At 46.4% G+C, this 18,345-nt stretch carries 14 protein-coding genes and 1 pseudogene; 3 read left to right on the top strand and 12 right to left on the bottom strand.

Features of this window, described 5'->3' with window-relative positions; all coding sequences use genetic code 11:
• Window positions 1-368: 368 nt before the first annotated feature.
• Entirely contained in the window at window positions 369-1,127 is a 759-nt protein-coding gene (locus QUB44_RS14280; protein WP_333368391.1) for a hypothetical protein, read from the top strand.
• 1 nt (window position 1,128) lies between these two features.
• Here the strand turns inward: QUB44_RS14280 and proB are convergent, their stop codons facing one another.
• From proB to QUB44_RS14235, 9 genes and pseudogenes are all read right to left on the bottom strand, one after another.
• Entirely contained in the window at window positions 1,129-2,364 is a 1,236-nt protein-coding gene (gene proB / locus QUB44_RS14275; RefSeq protein WP_333368388.1) for a glutamate 5-kinase, read from the bottom strand.
• A gap of 89 nt (window positions 2,365-2,453) precedes the next feature.
• Window positions 2,454-2,975, bottom strand: a complete 522-nt coding sequence (locus QUB44_RS14270; RefSeq protein ID WP_333368385.1) for a YqeG family HAD IIIA-type phosphatase — start codon at window positions 2,973-2,975, stop codon at window positions 2,454-2,456.
• Window positions 2,976-3,124: 149 nt separating this feature from the next.
• Window positions 3,125-4,249, bottom strand: coding sequence for an endolytic transglycosylase MltG (gene mltG / locus QUB44_RS14265; protein ID WP_333368382.1), 1,125 nt, complete (start codon window positions 4,247-4,249; stop codon window positions 3,125-3,127).
• 247 nt (window positions 4,250-4,496) lie between these two features.
• A complete protein-coding gene (locus QUB44_RS14260) occupies window positions 4,497-5,075 on the bottom strand; it encodes a DUF3727 domain-containing protein (protein WP_333051560.1) in 579 nt (192 codons plus the stop codon).
• Between the two features lie 313 nt (window positions 5,076-5,388).
• Entirely contained in the window at window positions 5,389-5,850 is a 462-nt protein-coding gene (ruvX, locus tag QUB44_RS14255; RefSeq protein WP_333368379.1) for a Holliday junction resolvase RuvX, read from the bottom strand.
• Window positions 5,851-6,123: 273 nt separating this feature from the next.
• A complete protein-coding gene (locus tag QUB44_RS14250) occupies window positions 6,124-7,449 on the bottom strand; it encodes a GNAT family N-acetyltransferase (RefSeq protein WP_333368376.1) in 1,326 nt (441 codons plus the stop codon).
• Between the two features lie 214 nt (window positions 7,450-7,663).
• The gene (locus tag QUB44_RS14245) at window positions 7,664-8,845 is read right to left on the bottom strand and encodes a F420-0:Gamma-glutamyl ligase (protein ID WP_333368373.1); all 1,182 of its coding nucleotides are present in this window, start codon (window positions 8,843-8,845) and stop codon (window positions 7,664-7,666) included.
• Window positions 8,846-9,108: 263 nt separating this feature from the next.
• Window positions 9,109-9,951, bottom strand: a pseudogene (locus QUB44_RS31175) (IS1 family transposase).
• A gap of 283 nt (window positions 9,952-10,234) precedes the next feature.
• On the bottom strand, window positions 10,235-10,981 hold the full coding sequence (locus QUB44_RS14235; RefSeq protein WP_333368370.1) for a creatininase family protein: 747 nt from the start codon (window positions 10,979-10,981) through the stop codon (window positions 10,235-10,237).
• A 535-nt stretch (window positions 10,982-11,516) separates the two neighbouring features.
• Here QUB44_RS14235 and QUB44_RS14230 point away from each other — a divergent pair.
• Window positions 11,517-12,257 carry a response regulator transcription factor gene (locus tag QUB44_RS14230; RefSeq protein WP_333368367.1) on the top strand — a complete coding sequence of 247 codons (741 nt, stop codon included), beginning with the start codon at window positions 11,517-11,519 and terminating at the stop codon, window positions 12,255-12,257.
• 305 nt (window positions 12,258-12,562) lie between these two features.
• Here QUB44_RS14230 and QUB44_RS14225 read toward each other — a convergent pair whose 3' ends face one another.
• The 3 genes from QUB44_RS14225 to QUB44_RS14215 form a co-directional block, all read right to left on the bottom strand.
• Window positions 12,563-13,318 carry a 4'-phosphopantetheinyl transferase superfamily protein gene (locus QUB44_RS14225; RefSeq protein WP_333368364.1) on the bottom strand — a complete coding sequence of 252 codons (756 nt, stop codon included), beginning with the start codon at window positions 13,316-13,318 and terminating at the stop codon, window positions 12,563-12,565.
• A gap of 122 nt (window positions 13,319-13,440) precedes the next feature.
• Entirely contained in the window at window positions 13,441-14,754 is a 1,314-nt protein-coding gene (locus QUB44_RS14220) for a dihydroorotase (RefSeq protein ID WP_333368361.1), read from the bottom strand.
• Between the two features lie 396 nt (window positions 14,755-15,150).
• A complete protein-coding gene (locus QUB44_RS14215) occupies window positions 15,151-16,512 on the bottom strand; it encodes a histidine phosphatase family protein (RefSeq protein ID WP_333368358.1) in 1,362 nt (453 codons plus the stop codon).
• Between the two features lie 215 nt (window positions 16,513-16,727).
• On the opposite strand from QUB44_RS14215, the gene QUB44_RS14210 reads away from it, so the two are divergent.
• Window positions 16,728-18,320 (top strand): type II CAAX endopeptidase family protein, encoded by a 1,593-nt coding sequence (locus tag QUB44_RS14210; RefSeq protein ID WP_333368355.1) that lies wholly within the window; start codon window positions 16,728-16,730, stop codon window positions 18,318-18,320.
• The last annotated feature ends 25 nt before the right edge of the window (window positions 18,321-18,345 follow it).

The following is an 18,345-nucleotide window of genomic DNA, read 5'->3' as shown; positions in this document are numbered from 1 at the left end:
CTATTTTTACCATCTCTTTGAATGTCTCTTGATGTACTCCACAGTAGCGTTTAAAGTCTTTGGGGGTTAACTTTTGTAATTCTTCGTAGTTCATATTATTAAGCTAATTTTTTCTTTTATTTTACCTAGAAAGAGCGCACTTTCGCAAGAGGTCTAATGTAGAACATTTTATCTCTAGGGAACAAGATGATCGATCTTCTGGCACAATATGATACAAGTCACAATTTCCTGTGACGGCAAACACTCTTACCTATGATATCAAATACAAATATGTATGATAATAAACACAATTATTTAGGCTCTAAAATATAGATAATTAACAGAGTTATGAAGATTATCTTGACAGGAACCATTCAGGCGAAAAAAGTATGAAAGCAATTGTAGCATTCATTGAACCGAAAAAGCAAGAGTTTGCAAAATTGCCCTTGTTTGACTTTCTAGCCAATAAACACATTCACGCTAATCAACGACTAATTTTTGCACCTGTACTTGCTCCTTTGGCTGTGGGCTTGAGCGATTTAAATAAATATGTATTGCGAGAATCTTCTAGTAATAGCAAGGTTCAGGAACTAATTAATAAATATACTTATAAAAAAAACTATTACTGGCACGACTATCTAGAATACCTAGAGGAACTAGGCTTAAACCAATTAATGAGTTACGGCGACTTCAGACTGCTTTGGGGTGAAGAAACTAAAAAAACTCGATCGCTCTGTTCAGTGATCGAACGCTACGCTTGGAAAGCCTCTCCTATTCAGAAACTGGTGTTAGTGGAAGCCCTCGAAGGAACGGCCCAAGTTTTTTTTGAAGCGGCGCTAGCAGTGGTAATGGAATTACAGCAAATTAACCAAAAAGAATCTGTTGATTTTGGAGGATCTTATGGGGGTTTAGAAAATTATCACCTTTTAAACACGCCAGAGATGTTGCAAATTTTAGCAGAGATCAAACTTACTGATGCGGAATACCAAGCAGCTTTAGAATTAGCACAAAATTTATTTGAACTGTTTACAGAAGCGATGAACGAGCTGTTCCGACACAGCCAAACAAGTTCTTGCAAGACGGTGCTGCAAATATCTTCAATTTCTGCCTTCGCTCATTGCCCGATCGACTGTCTAGATATTGGGTAGTTTAAACAATCACTAAATTATCTCGGTGTACCGCCGTTTCTACGCCTGCATAGCCTAAAATCTCAGCAATTTTCTCGGACTTGCACCCCTGGATTTGTCTCAATTCTAAACTGCTATAATTCACAAGTCCTCTAGCAATTTGCTTGCCGGCTGCGTCGCACAACTGCACGGAATCATCAGCTTGAAATTCTCCTTCTACTTGAGCAATACCCGCAGCTAAAAGCGATTTTCCGCCGTGGGAAATTGCCTTGACAGCACCCGCATCTAAATATAGTTTTCCTGCCGGAATTAGCACGTTAGCTATCCAGTGTTTGCGAGCGTTTACAGGGCGCGGTTGAGGCTCAAATTGAGTGCCGATCGACTCTCCGTTAAGTATTTTCTCGATATTACCAGGAAAGCAGCCGTCAGTTATGACAGTCCGTACTCCCGATGCAGTTGCTATTCTGGCTGCTTCAATTTTTGTCACCATTCCGCCGGTTCCCCAACCGCTGCGGGAATCTCCTGTTTGCACCTGAAATTCTGTGAGCTGTGCCATACTTTGGACTAGGGCGATCGGCTGCGCGTCGGGATTGCTGCGCGGATCGGCGGAATACAGCCGATCGACATCTGTGAGCACAAACAACCAATCTGCTTCTACCAAACTCGCCACCAGCGCCGAAAGCGTGTCGTTATCGCCAAATTTAAGCTCGTCTACGGCTACGGTATCATTTTCATTGACGATCGGAATCACGCCCAACCTGAGCAGTTGCCCAAAAGTATTGCAAGCGTTAACATAGCCATTACGCTGCACTAAATCGCCCCTGGTGAGCAATACTTGAGCGATCGGCTGTTGTAGAGTAGTAAACAAGTCATCGTACACACGCATCAGCCGCCCTTGGCCCACAGCCGCCACAGCCTGTTTCATAGCCATGTTTCGCGGGCGTTCCGTCAAACCCAAGCGCGCGCAGCCAACCCCAACTGCACCCGAAGAAACCAAAACTACTCGATGGCCTTGCTGCCGCAAATCAGCTAAAATTTCGACCAATGCCGCAATAGTTGAAAGAGCTAAGTTTCCTGTAGTCGATCGAGTCAGAGTTGAAGTTCCAATTTTAACAACAATAGTTTTAGTCTGTTGTCTGTTGACTGTTGACTGTTGTCTGTTGACTGTTGACTGTTGACTGTTGACTGTTGACTGTTGACTGTTGACTGTTGACTGTTGACTGTTGTCTGTTGACTGTTGACTGTTGTCTGTTGCCATTAGTTACCAATTCCCAATTCCTAATTACCAATTCCCAATGCCCCATGCCCGATGCCCAATGCCCCATGCCCAATTCCCGATGCCCATTTTTAATCTTTAATTTTCAGAGAAGCCCCCAAAGCTTGAGAAACCCAAACTTCAAAAGAGCGCACCGGATACTTGCGAAGTGCATACCCAGCATCAACCATTGGTTCCACTAAAATAGTGAACATACCCAAACGATTGCCTGCTAAAACATCAGTAAAAAGTCGATCGCCCACCATCGCCACCTGTTCCACCGGCAAATTCATCGCCGTCACGGCTGTTCGCAACTTGCGGCGCGACGGTTTAGCAGCACCCGTGATGTAAGGTAGATTCAAAGAATCAGCAATTCGACCGATCCGATTTTGACTTAAATTATTGCTTGCCAACCATAGCGATACCACGGGTCTAATTTCTTGTACCCACAAGCTGAGTTCAGGAGAAGCATTCATTGCCGTAATGGGAACAAGAGTTTCGTCCACATCCAACACTAATCCTTTAATCTGATATTTCTGCAGAATATCAGCCGTTAATTTCATGACTGAATCGCCTAGAACTAAGTCAGGCTGTAGTAATTTACCCCAAGTCATAATGATTTTAGATTTTAGATTTTAGATTTTAGATTGAGAAATAAGAAATTGGGAGTTAAAGATTGAAAAAGTAAAAAATCAAAAGTTAAGAATTATGGCTTTTCCTTTGTTACTTTTGACTTTTTACTTTTTTATTAGTCATTGCCCATCTATGGATTCGATCGCAACTGCTGGTCAACTTTAGCAATCGCAGCATCGTGTTCCGCCTGGGTGCGGCTAAAAATGTGAGTGCCGTCGTATCGAGCCATAAAATACAGGTATTCTGTATTTTCCGGAGTCAGAGTCGCTTCCAGACTTGCGATTCCCGGAGATGCGATCGGAGTTGGGGGTAGTCCTGGATTTATATAAGTATTGTAAGGAGAAGGCGTTTCTACTTGCTTAAAAGTCAGAGGCTTTTCCTTAGTTTGCCTGATGCCGAGAGCATATTCAACTGTCGGGTCAGAACCCAAAGTCATACCCTTTTTCAGACGGTTGTTGAACACTCCAGAAATGCGGTTCCGCTCGGAAGCAACCACAGCTTCTTTTTCTACAATACTCGCCAAAGTCACCCATTCTTTGAGAGAGAGCTTCGTATTATTCTGATTTTTTTGATATACAGGCAAAGCTGTCTGCTCGAAACGGGTGAGCATTTGTGTGATCGCAGCTTGAGGAGTAATTCTATCGCCGTCTAGCTGATAAGTATCCGGGTACAAAAAACCTTCCAAATGAGGCAATCCGCTCGGCAGCCAAGGGTATTGAGCGTAAGGAATTTGACTCGCGGCCGCCATAAACTCCTTAGCCGGGAAAAAACCTTGCGCTTCAAAATAAGTGCTCATTTGTTGCAGCGACCACCCTTCTGGAATCGTGAAACTCTGCTGTACGACTTCGCCCTTCCAAATTTTGTCAGCAACTGCACTCAGAGGCTGAGTCGGCGACAGTTGGTAAGTTCCTGCTTGAAAACCTCCCTCCCGGTTTTGCAGAGTCATCCAGCGGGCCCACATATTCCATGCCGAGCTCGATCGAATCAACCCCGCAGCCTCTAAATCCCGGCCGATTTTTTGACTGGGAGTACCCTCCGGGATTTGGATCGAAACAGCAGGATCTTCTGCCGGATTCCCCGATGAGGATGTGATTTTAGGCGGCGCCGAAGCCCAGCTCCACCAAGCCCAGCCTTGCCAAGCGCAAACTCCCCAGATTGCCGGCAGCAACGCCAGATAAAACAACCATTTAGAGACTTGCGGAGTACCTTTTCGGCTCTCGCGCGTGCTGCCTTTTGTCATTTGTTCTTTATTCATAGTCCGTTGTCCTGGATAAGCGGCGGTTAACTAGCGACTAATGACTGATGACCTGCGATTGATGACCGAAAAGTTACGAATACAAGCCCTTTAAAAGACCCAATTCACGCGGCCCAATTCAAAAGCCCGATCGCGAAGGCAGAAGCGGCCACCTCGAAAAAGTTCGATCGGGCGAGCAGTTTACTTTTTTATAAAATAGTAAAAAATTCTGCTTTTTGCCATCAGGGCTTGTGCCTGCAATTAATATCTAATCAAGCTCGTCAAAGAACTGGTCTTCCAGCATAGGTAACATCGGTTCCAGCCTTTGGAACTCTTCTTCCGAGAGCAATTCTGGCTTACCGTCGTCATCCATTCTAGCCAAGATAAAGAACGGGTCTAGAGGCGTATAAATCGCATATTCCTGTTCTTCGTGGTAGAAACTGGTCAGCCACATCAGCTCCTCGAACTCCGACTCCTCATCAGGATCGACATCAGATGCCATATCCTCTTCGGGAAATTCCGGCAATTCGCCAACCACAGTCAGCGTCACCGCTGTGCGTCGGAGCGTCAAGTTCTGCTCTTGCAGGACAACTTTAGCAGTCTCAAAGATTTTGTCAATTTCAGTCTCGTCTTCTACAGGAATTGCTGCTTCGTCCGTCTCGTCTCCCTGCCAGGTAAAAATTTCTACTGGCGAGTCAATTGGAAGCAGCAAAGCATATTCTTGACCTTCTAGGTTCATAGAATATTCTATGTTGCAAGTTAGCGATCGCCCAACTTCATCCGTCAAGGTGACGGACTCTTCGTTGGAATTGCCATTCTCTTTTTTGCGGTATGGGGATGAGGACATCGCGTGTATCTTAGTTTTCCGTCAATAATTCAGTAACGTTGGCTTGACAATTGGGAATTTTCGTGGCGATATTCTGGCTAAGTGGGCGATCGCCAGTCCACAAGCTTAAACCGCGAGACTCGCGGCCTTTTCCACAGGCTCCGAGTGCAGCGGTTAAATCTCAGTCGAGTCAGCAAGCGACACTGAGGACAAATCACGATTTTGTGCTTCTTCACTACCGAGGGTAAAGCAGAATTTTCTCCAGTTTGTCAAGGGTTACAGGTGTGCGTAGCAAACTTGCACAACCAGGATATCACGCCTTTGTTACCAGCTATCAAGGATTGGGAAGGGCGGAGATATTTTGCCTCCGCTCGTCTAGCCACTGCTGCAAAATCAGGGCGGCTGCTTTGCGATCGATCGAACCCTTATTATTTTGCGACACCGAAATCCCTTGTGTTTTCATCAATTCCTCTGCCTCAACCGAAGTCAGGCGCTCGTCCACGTACTCTAGGGGGAGCTCTAAGGCTGTGGCGATGCGAGTAGCATATTTTTGCACTTGTCGGGCTTGAGCACCCAATTCTCCGTTCAGGGAGTAGGGCAAGCCTGCCACCAAAATTTGCACTCTCCGCTCTCGCACGAGTTCTCGGAGATAAGCTACGTCTCGCTCGAAGGACGATCTTACCAGAGTTGTAATGCCCGTAGCTATTAAACCAGTGCCGTCACACCCGGCGATGCCGACTCGTTTGAGGCCGATATCTAATCCCAGTGCTGAAATCCATAATTTATCGTTGGACATTATCAATCAATCAATTTTAGATTTTAGATTTTAGATTTTAGATTTACTGTTTTTTTGCGGAAATAATCTTATTTAACGAACCGCGAAGACGCGAAAAACGCGAAGGAAGAAAAGAAGAAAGCAAGAAGAAGATAGGTAATCTTAGATTGATATTAATAATTAAAAGCAGAAGGGAGATTTTGGAATTATGACAGAAAAAAGGAATTTCTTTGATGATTAATTCTATTTTTTTCTGCCTTCTATCTTTTACTTTCTGCTTTTAACTATTAAGTATTAACTTGTCTCTTGGGAGCCTTCGTCTAGAGGCAATTCGGGCAATTTGAGAGGCAAAATGCTGCTGCTATCTGTTGCCGATGATTCGGAATTTTGGAAGTTCAAGGGGTTAACTTGATTCGTTTGGCTGTTTCCTGAGTCAGCCAACAGAGGTTTTATCTCAGACGACGCGGGCCCTGCTGCTGCTTCCCCAGCCATCGGGCCGAGCCAGGACATCCTACCCGGTACGGGTTTGCGAGTTGGCTGGAAGCTTTGCAGCATTTCTGATAGCTGGAGTCCTTCGAGAGAGACCAACTTGGACTCGCGCAATTTGTGCCACACCGATCGAGACATCAGCAAACTGTGTTCCACGCGCACTGCTCCAAATTGCTCTAAATAAGCTTCCCGTTCCGGCTGATAGTCAGCGGAAGCCAATTGCAGGCTTTGAACCGGGAAATCTTGAACAAGGCGCGCCATCTGGGACAGCAGTTCTGGGTAAAGCCAAGTGTAGGCCGGGTGTACAGTCAACTGGGCGACGTGCGGTTGGTGGCCATTGCGGGATAGCTGCACCTGAAAATAGCCGATCGCGGCTTTGCGCTGCGGTTCAAACACGTAGCCGCTGACTACCTCGGTTTTGCCCAGCCACTGTCTGACACCTTCGACTAAAGCGCCGAAAAAACTGGTTTTGAAATCTTGAATGTGCCGATCGAATACTTGGCGCACCAGCGGCGGCATAGACGCGGTATCCAGTTGGTAGAGCAACTGAGCATCTGCGTTGCTAACAGGCAGCAGGTTGGGCAAATCTGGGGTCGAGGAAGCCATTTCTTGCAGGCGTTCTGGGGCGATCGTCCAGTAAGTCATCTGGGCCAAAGGCTGAAACCCGTTTTGCCGATACAAAGCCAAGGAAGTTTTGTCGCCGACATTCACTTCCAACAGCCACGTCCGCGCCTCCCAGACTGCCTCAAAGCAGTACCGCAGAAGCATGGAACCAATTCCTTTGCTGCGGGCTTCCGGGTCTACTCCTATGCGATCGATCCGCCAAGTGCTGCAGGTGCGGTTGAAAGGAGAAATCTGAATTATGCCCTTAACTTTCCCCTCTTCTTCGGCAACGTGGGCACGGAACAGGGACTGACAAGGGTTGGGAAACCAGCTAAAAATCTTTAGGAGTCCGTACCAGCGACGAATCTGCTGCAACTTTCTACCTATTACCAAGTCGCAGCTTGCGCCCTTGCGGTTTTCTGGCTCTTCGGCTGTTTCCGCACACAATTGTTCCATCGCCTCGATGTCGCGATACTGAAACGGGCGAATCACAACCTGGTTTTGGTTTTGGGAGGGAAATGAAGTCATAGGATGAAAGTGGGGAATGGAAATTTTAAAATAAAAATTCAGAAAGGGGAAGAGTTAGGGAAGTTTGGAGTTTTGAGATTGCCACGCACAGCTCGCAACGCTGCGCTATTTTGAGTTCAAAACTTAGAACTTTTGATTCTTCTCCCTTTCTTGCTCGATCGAAAATTAAAAATTTCAAATCATCTTTTTGAATTTTTAATTTTCTGTTTTCAACTCAAGATTTTTGTGGCAGAGGTCGAATTAAAACGACTGGTGTTCGCTCGTCAGCATTCCCGGCGGGGTTGCTCCGCAAGGCTTGCTCTAAAAATGTTACCGATAAATCGGAGGTCGCTGCTAATATCTTAACTGCTTTCAAGTCATTAGCGTCTACGATCGCCGCGGCAAGTCCGGTTTCTCGTTGAATTTCTTCTACAACTTGCTGGGGATTGTCTGGGCCTAGGACAATAAATTGGTCGAAGGGAGGCAAAGTCCCGGTAACGTCGTCGATCAGCCTTGCTTGTTCCCCTGCTAGTTGGTAAAAGACTCCCGGTTTGCCGAATATTTTGGCCACAGCGCCAAGAGCAAAAGCTGCTACTACGCGCCAAGGGCCGACTACATCAACTAACGTCTGCATTCCGCAAGCCGTCGCCAAACTCGACGTGGGTAAGAAAAACAAGCACACTCGCTTTGCCGCCCATCCGGGTTTGACTTCGCTGGGATGGCGATAGCGTCCCTGCATCAAAGCTAGGGGAGTTTCTGCCAAGGCGACAATATCGCCTTTCTGGGCGCGTGGCAGCACGTACCGCTTGACAATTTCGACGGGATTGTCGAGTTCCGCCAGTATGTGAGTGCGAATCGGCAAGACTTCTGCAACTCCGACATTTCTGGCGATGGGTACGGTGTCCGAGTTGGGAAATTGCAGGGGAACTACGACGTTACGGACTTTCGGGATGCGGCCGCCCGGGCCGTAGGTGACGAAGTGTACTTGCACCCAAGCTGACTGCAATTTGGTTAAATCTTGCCCTTGAATGTCTACAGAAACTTTAATTTTTGTGTTTTTTTGGGCTTTAACAATATAGCCGAACCAGTAATCGTCTGCTCTGGCTGCTGCCTCTTTGTGGCAAGGAATCACCTTTGTCTGGGAAGTAACACCATCCAAACTGCCGTCTGACAGCAGTTTCACCTGCGCCCGCACTTCCGGCAACATAATCTCAAAACGCTGTGTCAGGTTGCGGAACTCCATTTCCCCCACCAAAAGATAGCGGTTCGGTTCGGAGATGGCTAAGCGCCATTCTCCGGCTGTTAGTTCTAGTTTATTTGCACTCCCAGTCCGGCGATAGTTCAACTCTAGGCCCAATCCGCCCAATGCTAGCAGCGAACCGGCTGCTGCGATTCCTGTTGCTAAAGTCTCAATCACTCTAATTACCGCCCATAATAATTTCTGTTTACTTTAGTCGATCTCTGTCACTTTGATCGACGATCCGGTAGTAATTGAAGTTTTGGGGGTTATTGGGGGCGATCGAACTTCTGCTCAATTACACGTAAGTGCGATCGCAAGGGAAAACTGTTCCAGACGGTAGAACCACTTAAAGCGAGCTACAGCATCTTCCGGTGCTGCATATAGCGGCGTTTCCAGATAAACACTAACGGGTAGTCATAAATATGTAGTGATCGGGGATATTACCCGGCTCTACATTCATTATAGTGATGAATGAAATACCAAATGGCTCCCAGATGATTTTCTAATTTTTTTGAGAAAGAAAGAGTTCGCCTTACAAGTCTTGAAACTCGTTGGCGTAAAGTTTTATTAAACCTTTCAATATGACTGGTTTTACCACTTTCTTTGCCAACGGGTTTGTGACGTTTTGAGGCAATAACTTTTTCATAAGATACCCAAAAATCCGTATAGCAAACTGCACATTGTCGATAAACAGGCGGCAAAGATTCCCAAAGCTTTTGTGCGGATATCCGGCTGCGATCTCCAATAGACTTCTTGCAAAAAAAATATGTGTTATCCTTAAAATTTTGCTCAAGTTTAGGTCAAAATTTGAATTATTGGGTTGATTGGCATCTCCTTAAACTTGCCCAGCCTGCTAGATTTAAAAATTGTCTAAACTTTCTATAATAGCACAAAACTATTTTGCAAGAGGTCTAATATAAACTCCAACAATTTCTCTAGTTTTTCTGTCTATAGCCAGCCAGATCCATTGTTGATTATTTTTTTCTTCCCAAAGACCATAATTCATCACATTCAATGATTAATTTTCCTTTAGCTTTCTCTGAAACCTTGAGTTTTCGAGGCGTTTGGGCGTATTTATTATTGACATAATTTTGCAGCCAAGTTGGAGAAACCCCGACCGAACGAGCAATTCCAGCGAAATTTTTTTTTTCTAAAAGAAGTTTATCTATTAAATTCTTAGTTTCTTGATAAATTTTCTTTTTTGTTGAATGCTCAACAAACTGCTTGCCACATTATTTGCACTTGAATTTTTGTTTTTTGTTGTGGGTACTGCCATTTTTTATGGTTTGTTACCCTTGGCAATAGGGACAACAAGGTCGGCGATTTAAGAAATTCAAAAAATCTTCCATAGCCAGTTAGTTTACATCAACCTACAAAATTGTTTGTTTCATAGAATAACATTTATGAGCAGTTTAATCAATAAAAACAATTAATAGGTTTAATAAGCTTTTCTAAAGCTATGACATCTATTTTTTTAGGTTTTAACTTGAAAATATCTGGGATTTTAGTTGGCAACTACCAGCCACCACTACATATTTATGACTACCGCAACGAGAATAAAAAACGTTAATCGGAACTTAAAAACTCCAAATAATTATTAGTCAATTCTTTGACTGCTAATTCGTAAAACTGTTGACCGTGTTCGGCGGTTGCTAAGCCGGGATTTGAACCCATTCTGCCGTCGGGAAATCGGCGGCGGAAGTCAGCGGCACCGTAAATTTTGTGCCCGGAAGCGACTTCTTCCGAAAGCGGAGCTTGCTTGATTTCTTCTGGATAAAGGTATTGGGTTAAGGCGATTTCGCTGGGGGTGGCGTGGGAACCTTCTTGGTTTCCGTACAATTCTTTTGCTAGTTTGTAGACTGATCCGCACATAAACCAGTTGCCAATTTGACACTGGATTTTATCGGCATTCGGTAAATTCAAGTCGGACAAATGCGCGTAAGTCTCGGAAAATGCTGCTTTCATAGTGGCAATGTTGCCGCCATGACCGTTAATGAAGAAATATTTTTCAAATCCCGCTTTTGCCAAAGATGTGATATAATCCCTGATTACGAGTATCAGCGTCTGCGGTCGGAAGCTGATTGTGCCGGGAAAGCTGGTGTGGTGCAAGGCCATCCCTACATTAATTGTCGGACCGATTAAGGCATTGGCAGCTTCGCCGACACCGTGAGCGATCGCCTTGGCAGCAATGGCGTCAGTCCCGATCAAGCCGGTGGGCCCGTGCTGTTCGGTGGAGCCGATCGGGATAATTATGCCTCGCGAGCTTTCGAGATAAGCTTCTACCTCGGGCCAGGTACTCAAATGCAGCAACATGATAGGCAGTCTACAGAATTTTTACTTGCTATCGTCGATCGTAGCGGGCACGGGAAAAAAAGACTTTTGGTCAATTTATTATTGTATTATTAAAAAAAGCTCTAAAGTGCAATCGCAACTTTACTGTTATATTACTTAACCTTAATAATTTAACCAATTGATTACCAAAATTTTACCTTTTAATAACCTTTTAAGAGTAGTATAACAAGCATATCCCTCTAGATTGGGTGTTATGTGGTCAATTAACAGCGGGCAATGTTTTATGAAATTAACACCGACCCCGAAAAATGACCAGACTTCTGTGGCCTGGACCCAGGCAGACAGCGCGGCTCCGGCAACTGCTCTACGGTTGTATTCCTTGCATGAGCAAGTAGCAAAGGTCGAGCGCGTGTCTGTGGGATGGACTGGCGAAGGATTCTAAGCGATCGAACAAATGGCGATCCTTCGTACAAGCGATCGCAGCGCGAGAGTGCCTCAGCTACTGAAGAAGGTACCTCGCGCTAGCCACATACAAACATCACTCCCACTGATATTTATGTCTTCTGCTGAATTAAGCGAATGTCCTTCAAGGTTGGCTGTTGGACAAGCCGGCCGTATCTTGTTATTGGAAGGTGAAGATCTGTTGCGGGAAATGCTAGCTTTAGCCCTTAAAGAACAGGGCTATGAGGTGGTGGTTACTAGCGACGGGCGCAACGCTCTGCCTTCTGTACAGGCTTCTTCGTCATACCACGGTGAATTTGCCTTCAACCTGTTAATTATGGATTCAATTAACGGTTTGGATCTGTGTCGAATGTTACGGCATCAAGGAAATCCCGTCCCTATTTTGATTATCGGTGCTAGAGGAAGTGCCAACAATTGCGCTTTTTACCTCGAAGCCGGATCGGATGATTATCTGACCAAGCCTTTTGGAATGCGGGAGTTTATCGCTCGCTGTCGGGCGCTGATGCGACGCCAGCGTCTCGGTCGGTTACCGGAACCGAGGACGCTGCAATATAAGAGCATAACTCTGTATCCTGAAGAGTGTCGCGTCTTGGTTCGTGGTCTGGAAGTGAAATTTTCTCCTAAACAGTTTCGCTTACTAGAACTATTTATGAGTTATCCCCGGCGAGTTTGGTCTCGTGATCAGTTGCTGGAAAAAATTTGGGGCCAAGATTTTATCGGAGACAGCAAAACAGTTGACGTTCACATCCGCTGGCTGCGCGAAAAGTTGGAAATCGATCCGGGCCAACCGGAATATATCATTACGGTACGCGGGTTCGGCTATCGATTTGGTTAAATTTTTAAATCAGTTGTAGGGTGGCAAGTTGCAGTCGAATAAACGTAGGGACACAACAATGTTGTGTCCTGATTTGTCTGTGTAGGGTGCGGAATACAATAGCTTGGAGGTGCAACCAGTAGACCTATTGTAGCGACCGTTGCCGTTCTCTTTTACTCGCTCGCGATCGGTATAAACTAACATCTTGCACCATTCTCAAGAACAGGCAAGATGCCTGTTCCACAAGAAAATTCACTCTTTGTGGAACAGGCATCTTGCCTGTTCATAAAAAGCTTATTGAGAATGGTGCAACATCTCAGTATAAATCAAAACTCCCCCGTCCACTCCCAACAATGAAGTTTCCAGCAATCTCCTGCAACCGCAACAGCCGCCACCATATCTGAACTGGGAATTAATTCAATTAAAGACCATCTTGATGCTTCTTCGGGGTTTTCTTCAACATTTAACAGCGCTGCCGGTTCTCCTGGTGCGAGGCTGACATCAAACTGATTCAGGGGAATAGACAGTCCTTTACCGACTGCCTTGATATAGGCTTCTTTGCGAGTCCAGCAGGTAAAAAAAGCGCGGGGTTGGAGATGTTCTGGGAGCGAAAGCAACACAGAGTGTTCTAAGAGTGAAAAAAACTTTTCAGCAATCTCCAGACAAGGAAAGTTGGGATTGATGCCTTCAATATCGACACCAATCTCTCGACTTTTGGTAATAGCAATTAGAGCCATTCCGCCAGAGTGAGACAAATTGAAACGCAGGGTATTTCCACCTTGGGCGGCGATGAGAGAAGGTTTGCCGTAGGAATTGTAGTCAAAGCGCAAAATGTGAGAATTTATGTTAAGATAGCGGCTAAGAATAGCTCTCAGCGCGCCACGACTCACAATAAATTGCGATCGACCTTTGGGAAAGTGAAAACCCTCGGCTTTTGTCCGCTCGTCGGTAGAGAGAGTCTCTTGTAAACTCTGCAAGCAAGATTCTGTTTGAGCCAGAGACACGCGCCAAACATGAATTTCGCCCAGATTCAATGTTAAGTCTAGCGGTGGAGAATTCCACGAATCAAAAGCAGCAATCATGTATTTATCTTCTTTTCTGAGTCACTTCATCCAGCATTCCCAGAAACAGGCAAGATGCCTGTTCTACTTTGAGAAACAGGCAAGATGCCTGTTCTACAACAGATGAATTTCAATCGCAAGAATCAATTAATCCAGGTTTGTACAACTTTTCCTGCTAATTGCTGTCCCAACCAAGGCGTATTTGCCGATCGCGACTTCAGACTTTGCCCGTCAACAGTCCAACTCATTTGCGGGTCGAACAAAATCAGCTCAGCAGAGACTCCCGGTGCAACCGTGGCGGGGGTTTGTCCGAGACAAACGGCAGGGCCTGCGCTCAACACTCGCCACAGTTCTAAAGCCGAAAACTCGCCTGTTTCTACCAGTCCGTGCCACAGTAAAGGCAAGGCTAATTCCAAGCCGATCGCCCCGGGCGGACTATCAGCAAAAGCCACAGTTTTCTCCTCATAAGTATGCGGCTTGTGGTCGATCGCGATCGCATCAATTACGCCATCTTTCACAGCTTGAATCAGCGCTAATTGGTCGCTGACATTGCCCAACGGCGGTTCTAGGTGTAAATTCGGATCGTATGCCAACGAAGCAGTCAGAGCATTTTTCCCGCCGGAATCTTGAGAGTTTCCTGAAATTGCCCCGACATTCAACAGCAAGTGCATCCAAGTCACACTCGCAGTCACCGACAAACCCCGCGCCTTCGCATCTCGAATCAATTCCACGCTACGCGCTGTAGAAACGCGCATAATGTGCACTCCTGTGCCCGCAGATGCCACCAACTCCAGAATTGCCGCCAAAGCCGAAGTTTCCGCACTCGCCGGAATTCCAGGTAAACCCAAGCGCACCGACACCGCACCCTCTCTCACCGCGCCATTTCCTGCCAAAGTTCGATCGCACGGCCACAAAGCCACAGACTTGCCCAAAGGCTGGATATACTCAAGCAAACGCCTCACCAGAGCCGGATTAGACAGCGGCAAACCGTCCGCAAAACCCACCACTGCACAGGATGCCAGCTCGCCCAACTCTGCCATCTGCTGCCCTTTAACGCCCGCTGTCAGCGCTCCCCAAAAATACAAGCGGGGCAGCCCCGGCGACAAATTGCGGATATGTTGCTGCAACAAAGCTAAACCAGCCAAATTGTCAACAGGTGGCGAGGTATCCGGCAAAATCGCCACTCGCGTAAAACCGCCAGCCGCCGCAGCCTGCATCAAGGATTCCAGGGTTTCTCGATCCTCAAAACCCGGTTCTCCGCTGTGACTGTAGATATCAGTTAACCCCGGCCCCAAAATCAGTCCCTGGCAATCCCGCACTTCCGTGTCAGCGGGAAACTCAGCAATTTTTTCCTCAACTGCTTTGATATTACCTTCAGCAATCAGAATATCAGCGATGCGATCGCTCCCTGAAACTGGATCTAGCACTCGTACATTTTGTAGCAGTTCGCGGCTCATAACTTAAGATTCAAATATATTGAAGAAGGAAGATGGAGGATGGAACCGCGAAGACGCGAAGGACGCGAAGGAAGATGGAAGAAGGAAGATGGAATAAAAGCAAGGGTTTTAGTAATTAAGAAGGCTTGGCAGTTGCTATAAAAATTCAAACATTTTTCAGGCGGGCGAAGCGTAGCGGTGGACATTGGTGTTAACTTAAGCCTAAAAGCTTTGATAAATTTCGCTTTGACACGAGTCTCGATCCCCCTAAATCCCCCTTAAAAAGGGGAGTAGGGGTTGACTTTGAGAAGGCTTCTTTTCCCCCCTTCTTAAGGGGGGCTAGGGGGGATCGAAGGCCTAATCGTCAAACAGCAGACCGGTACTACATCTACGGGTTCGCGCCCAGCAGTTTACTAATTACAGTGCTCCGGCTGCTGTTTTGTCAAAAACGCCGCCGCTCAAATGAGTTGTCACATTCATCGCCTGTAATACCGGCAAACCATCGGGGCCGTGAGGATAATCAATCACGCTAACGGCTCCGTTTCCTTGTTTGAATTTCCAGAAATGTTCTGGTTCCAAGCCGAATAGGTGGCAGAGAATAGCTTTGTTAATGGCATCGTGAGCAACCACAATCCCAGTACCAGAAACAGATTGTACAATTTCTCGCCAAGATGCGATCGCCCGCGTCCAAACGTGCTGCAAATTCTCTCCTTCGGGCATTTGCACTGTTTCAGGAGATGTTTTCCATTCTTCTAGCAAACCGGGATAGGATTGTTCGATTTCTGATTCAAACTTTCCTTCCCAAAGTCCGTGGCTGATTTCTCTCAACTCATCGCGGAGTTCCAGTTGCAAACCGCTGTGATATTTGAGAATAATTTCCGCCGTTTCTTTCGGCCGTAGCATGGAACTGCTGATCGCAAAATCTAATTTTACATCCTTGAGAAATTCTGCTGCTCGCCGGGATTGTTCGCGACCGTTATCGTTGAGAGGTACGTCTATTTGCCCCTGAAATTTACCTGCTTTATTCCAGTCGGTTTCGCCATGACGCACCAACAACAATCGCGGGCCTTGGTGTCCGTCCCTCGGTTTGGGAAAAATTTCCCCAGTATGGGAAGTTAAATTTACCGACTCTAATTGAACTGCAACTTTCTTTTTTGGCTCTCCGAGTTTGTCGTTTGTAACAGGGGAAGGGCCAAAATTAATGACACTAATTCCGCAATTTGACTGTTGAATTGATTGATAGTAATCCGGGGTAATTTCCGACGCGGTGGCGATGAGAGCGCGGTTGATTCCGTTGTGACCTACTACTAGAATTGTGCCGTCTTGGTGGCGCGATAAAAGTTCTTGCCAAAAATGACGAGCGTTAGCAAAAATTGCCAATACGGGAAAGTGTTCAATGTCGCCGTCAGCAGATGGCAGTTTCATGGAAAATTTGTCTGGCTGTCTTTGCCACTGCTGATATGCTTCGGGGAATTTGTCGATCGCATCTTGGCGCAGCATTCCTTCCCACAGAGGCAAATCGATTTCCATCAAATTATCAGTTGGCTGGAGTTGTGGCGGATTTGTCAAGCGCGACAGGATGATTTCCGCTGTTTCTTTGGCTCGTTGCAAGGGACTGGTATAGGCGGCATCAAAGGCGATACTGCTGAGTGTGTCGCCTACTTGCAGGGCGGCGCTGCGGCCTGCTTCTGTCAAAATTGATTTATCGAGGCGGCCTTGGATGCGACGTTCTTGATTGTATGTGCTTTTGCCGTGACGGACTAAGATAATGCGAGTCATTCGATTTTAGATTTTAGATTTTAGATTTTAGATTTAGCCTGTTACCGCGCTTCGGGTGCGCGGTGCACGCCTTACCCAGTCTTCGGGTGCCAGACGAGTCAAAAAGATGAGCCAGTGAAATTTTACCAGTTGTGGGGGTACTCTCGTCTGCAACGACCTATGATGAAAGACGGAAAAGATTTAGCCACGGATTCGCGCGGGACGGAAAAGCAGGAATGACACTGAAGCGGGTTATTTTAGGTATTTTAACGGCGATCGCGATCGCCATGGTCGGTTTATCTTTACTTGCTAGTTGGAATCAGCCGCAAATTCAAAGCCGGCTGGAACTCTACCAGACAAATTTGCTGCTGCACGCCTCGGAGTTGCAAGGAGAAAATAATCAGAGTGCTAATTTAAGTTCGGCGCGCAACAATATTGTCGGTGCAGATCCTTTAAATACGGCTTTGACGCAATATCAAGAAGCGCGAGACTCGACTCGCAAAACTCTCGAAACAACTCAATCACAATTTAAAGAAATTCAGTCTGCCATCGCCTCCAAGTCGGCTGATAATACTCTGAATTTTGCTCAAAATAAGGCTTTGTCAGAGTCTATAAATCAACAGTCATTGCTGCTGAACGAACTTGACTTGCGATTGGGAATTTTGCAGGCAAGCAGTGGCAAAACTGAGGCGGCGCTCCAAACTTGGACAAATTTAGTTGAGCGCTACAAAACTAAAAGTGATGACGATTCTTCGGTGGTAACTGCTCAAGTTTTAACGGGAATTTGGAGCAATCCGGCTCAACTGCTACCGGATGCCGAGCCGCGCATTCAAAAGTCTTTGGATGGCTGGTTTCGCTATCGCGCTCTCGCTCAACTTTACAAGCTGCAAGAACGTTCTAAAGAGCTGGCGGCGCTGCAAGCTGCAGAGCAAGTAACGGCCCAGCAAGCTGTAGAAAAGTTGGCAATTATAGTTGGCGTTCCGGCGATCGCACTTTGTATTGGTACGGTTTTGCTGGTTGGTTTGACCGTGCAGTGGCTGTTGCAGCGGAAGCAGTTAGATACAGCAGGTTCCGGCCCGGTATTGGCGCGAAATGCGAGCTTGACTTGGGATGTGCCTTGGGATGGTGAAATTGTTTGGCAGGTGCTTGTGGTCGGCTTTTTCTTTGTCGGGCAAATCTTGATTCCCTATTTGTTGCTGCCTGTTTCTCTGGCTGTTTTAAAACTCAATCCTGCTACTTTTGACCCGCGCGACAAGGCTTTTTATATCTTTGCTACTTATTTGTTGCTGTCGGCTGGGGGGCTTTCGGTACTGTATTTTTCGGTCAAGTCTTTTTTGCCTTTGCCTGAAGGTTGGTTTCGGATTAATTGGCGAGGAAGTTGGTTTTTGTGGGGTTTTGGCGGCTATTTTGTTGCTTTGCCTTTGGTAGTTTTGGTGTCGCTGATTAATCAGCAATTGTGGCAGGGACAAGGTGGCAGTAATCCGATTTTGCCGATCGTTCTCGAAGGTAGAGACAACGTGGCTTTAGCGGTGTTTTTCGGCACTGCTGCGATCGCGGCTCCGGTTTTTGAGGAAATTGTGTTTCGGGGCTTTCTACTGCCTTCTCTGACTCGCTATTTGCCTGTTTGGGGAGCGATCGCAGCTTCTGCTTTTTTGTTTGCGGTGGCTCACTTGAGTGTCTCTGAGATTCTGCCTTTGGCGACTTTGGGTGCGGTTTTGGGGTTTGTGTACACGCGATCGCGCAATCTACTTGCTCCTATGCTTCTCCACAGTCTTTGGAACAGCGGTACTCTTTTGAGTCTGTTTCTTTTGGGCGGCGGCGCGAGTTAATTGGGGCGGTTGTTAATAATTGTGA

It is taken from the genome of Microcoleus sp. AT3-D2, assembly GCF_036705715.1.
Lineage (GTDB): Bacteria > Cyanobacteriota > Cyanobacteriia > Cyanobacteriales > Microcoleaceae > Microcoleus.
Note: the sequence above shows the minus strand (reverse complement) of the source record. Positions and strands in the feature narration are given on the sequence as shown.

Coding starts and splice junctions, on each gene's coding strand:
- QUB44_RS14250 (WP_333368376.1), bottom strand. CDS start 7,449: ATGACTTCATTTCCCTCCCAAAACCAAAACCAGGTTGTGATTCGCCCG.
- QUB44_RS14280 (WP_333368391.1), top strand. CDS start 369: ATGAAAGCAATTGTAGCATTCATTGAACCGAAAAAGCAAGAGTTTGCA.
- ruvX (WP_333368379.1), bottom strand. CDS start 5,850: ATGTCCAACGATAAATTATGGATTTCAGCACTGGGATTAGATATCGGC.
- QUB44_RS14230 (WP_333368367.1), top strand. CDS start 11,517: ATGTCTTCTGCTGAATTAAGCGAATGTCCTTCAAGGTTGGCTGTTGGA.
- QUB44_RS14260 (WP_333051560.1), bottom strand. CDS start 5,075: ATGTCCTCATCCCCATACCGCAAAAAAGAGAATGGCAATTCCAACGAA.
- QUB44_RS14225 (WP_333368364.1), bottom strand. CDS start 13,318: ATGATTGCTGCTTTTGATTCGTGGAATTCTCCACCGCTAGACTTAACA.
- proB (WP_333368388.1), bottom strand. CDS start 2,364: ATGGCAACAGACAACAGTCAACAGTCAACAGACAACAGTCAACAGTCA.
- mltG (WP_333368382.1), bottom strand. CDS start 4,249: ATGAATAAAGAACAAATGACAAAAGGCAGCACGCGCGAGAGCCGAAAA.
- QUB44_RS14210 (WP_333368355.1), top strand. CDS start 16,728: ATGACACTGAAGCGGGTTATTTTAGGTATTTTAACGGCGATCGCGATC.
- QUB44_RS14215 (WP_333368358.1), bottom strand. CDS start 16,512: ATGACTCGCATTATCTTAGTCCGTCACGGCAAAAGCACATACAATCAA.
- QUB44_RS14220 (WP_333368361.1), bottom strand. CDS start 14,754: ATGAGCCGCGAACTGCTACAAAATGTACGAGTGCTAGATCCAGTTTCA.
- QUB44_RS14235 (WP_333368370.1), bottom strand. CDS start 10,981: ATGTTGCTGCATTTGAGTACCTGGCCCGAGGTAGAAGCTTATCTCGAA.
- QUB44_RS14270 (WP_333368385.1), bottom strand. CDS start 2,975: ATGACTTGGGGTAAATTACTACAGCCTGACTTAGTTCTAGGCGATTCA.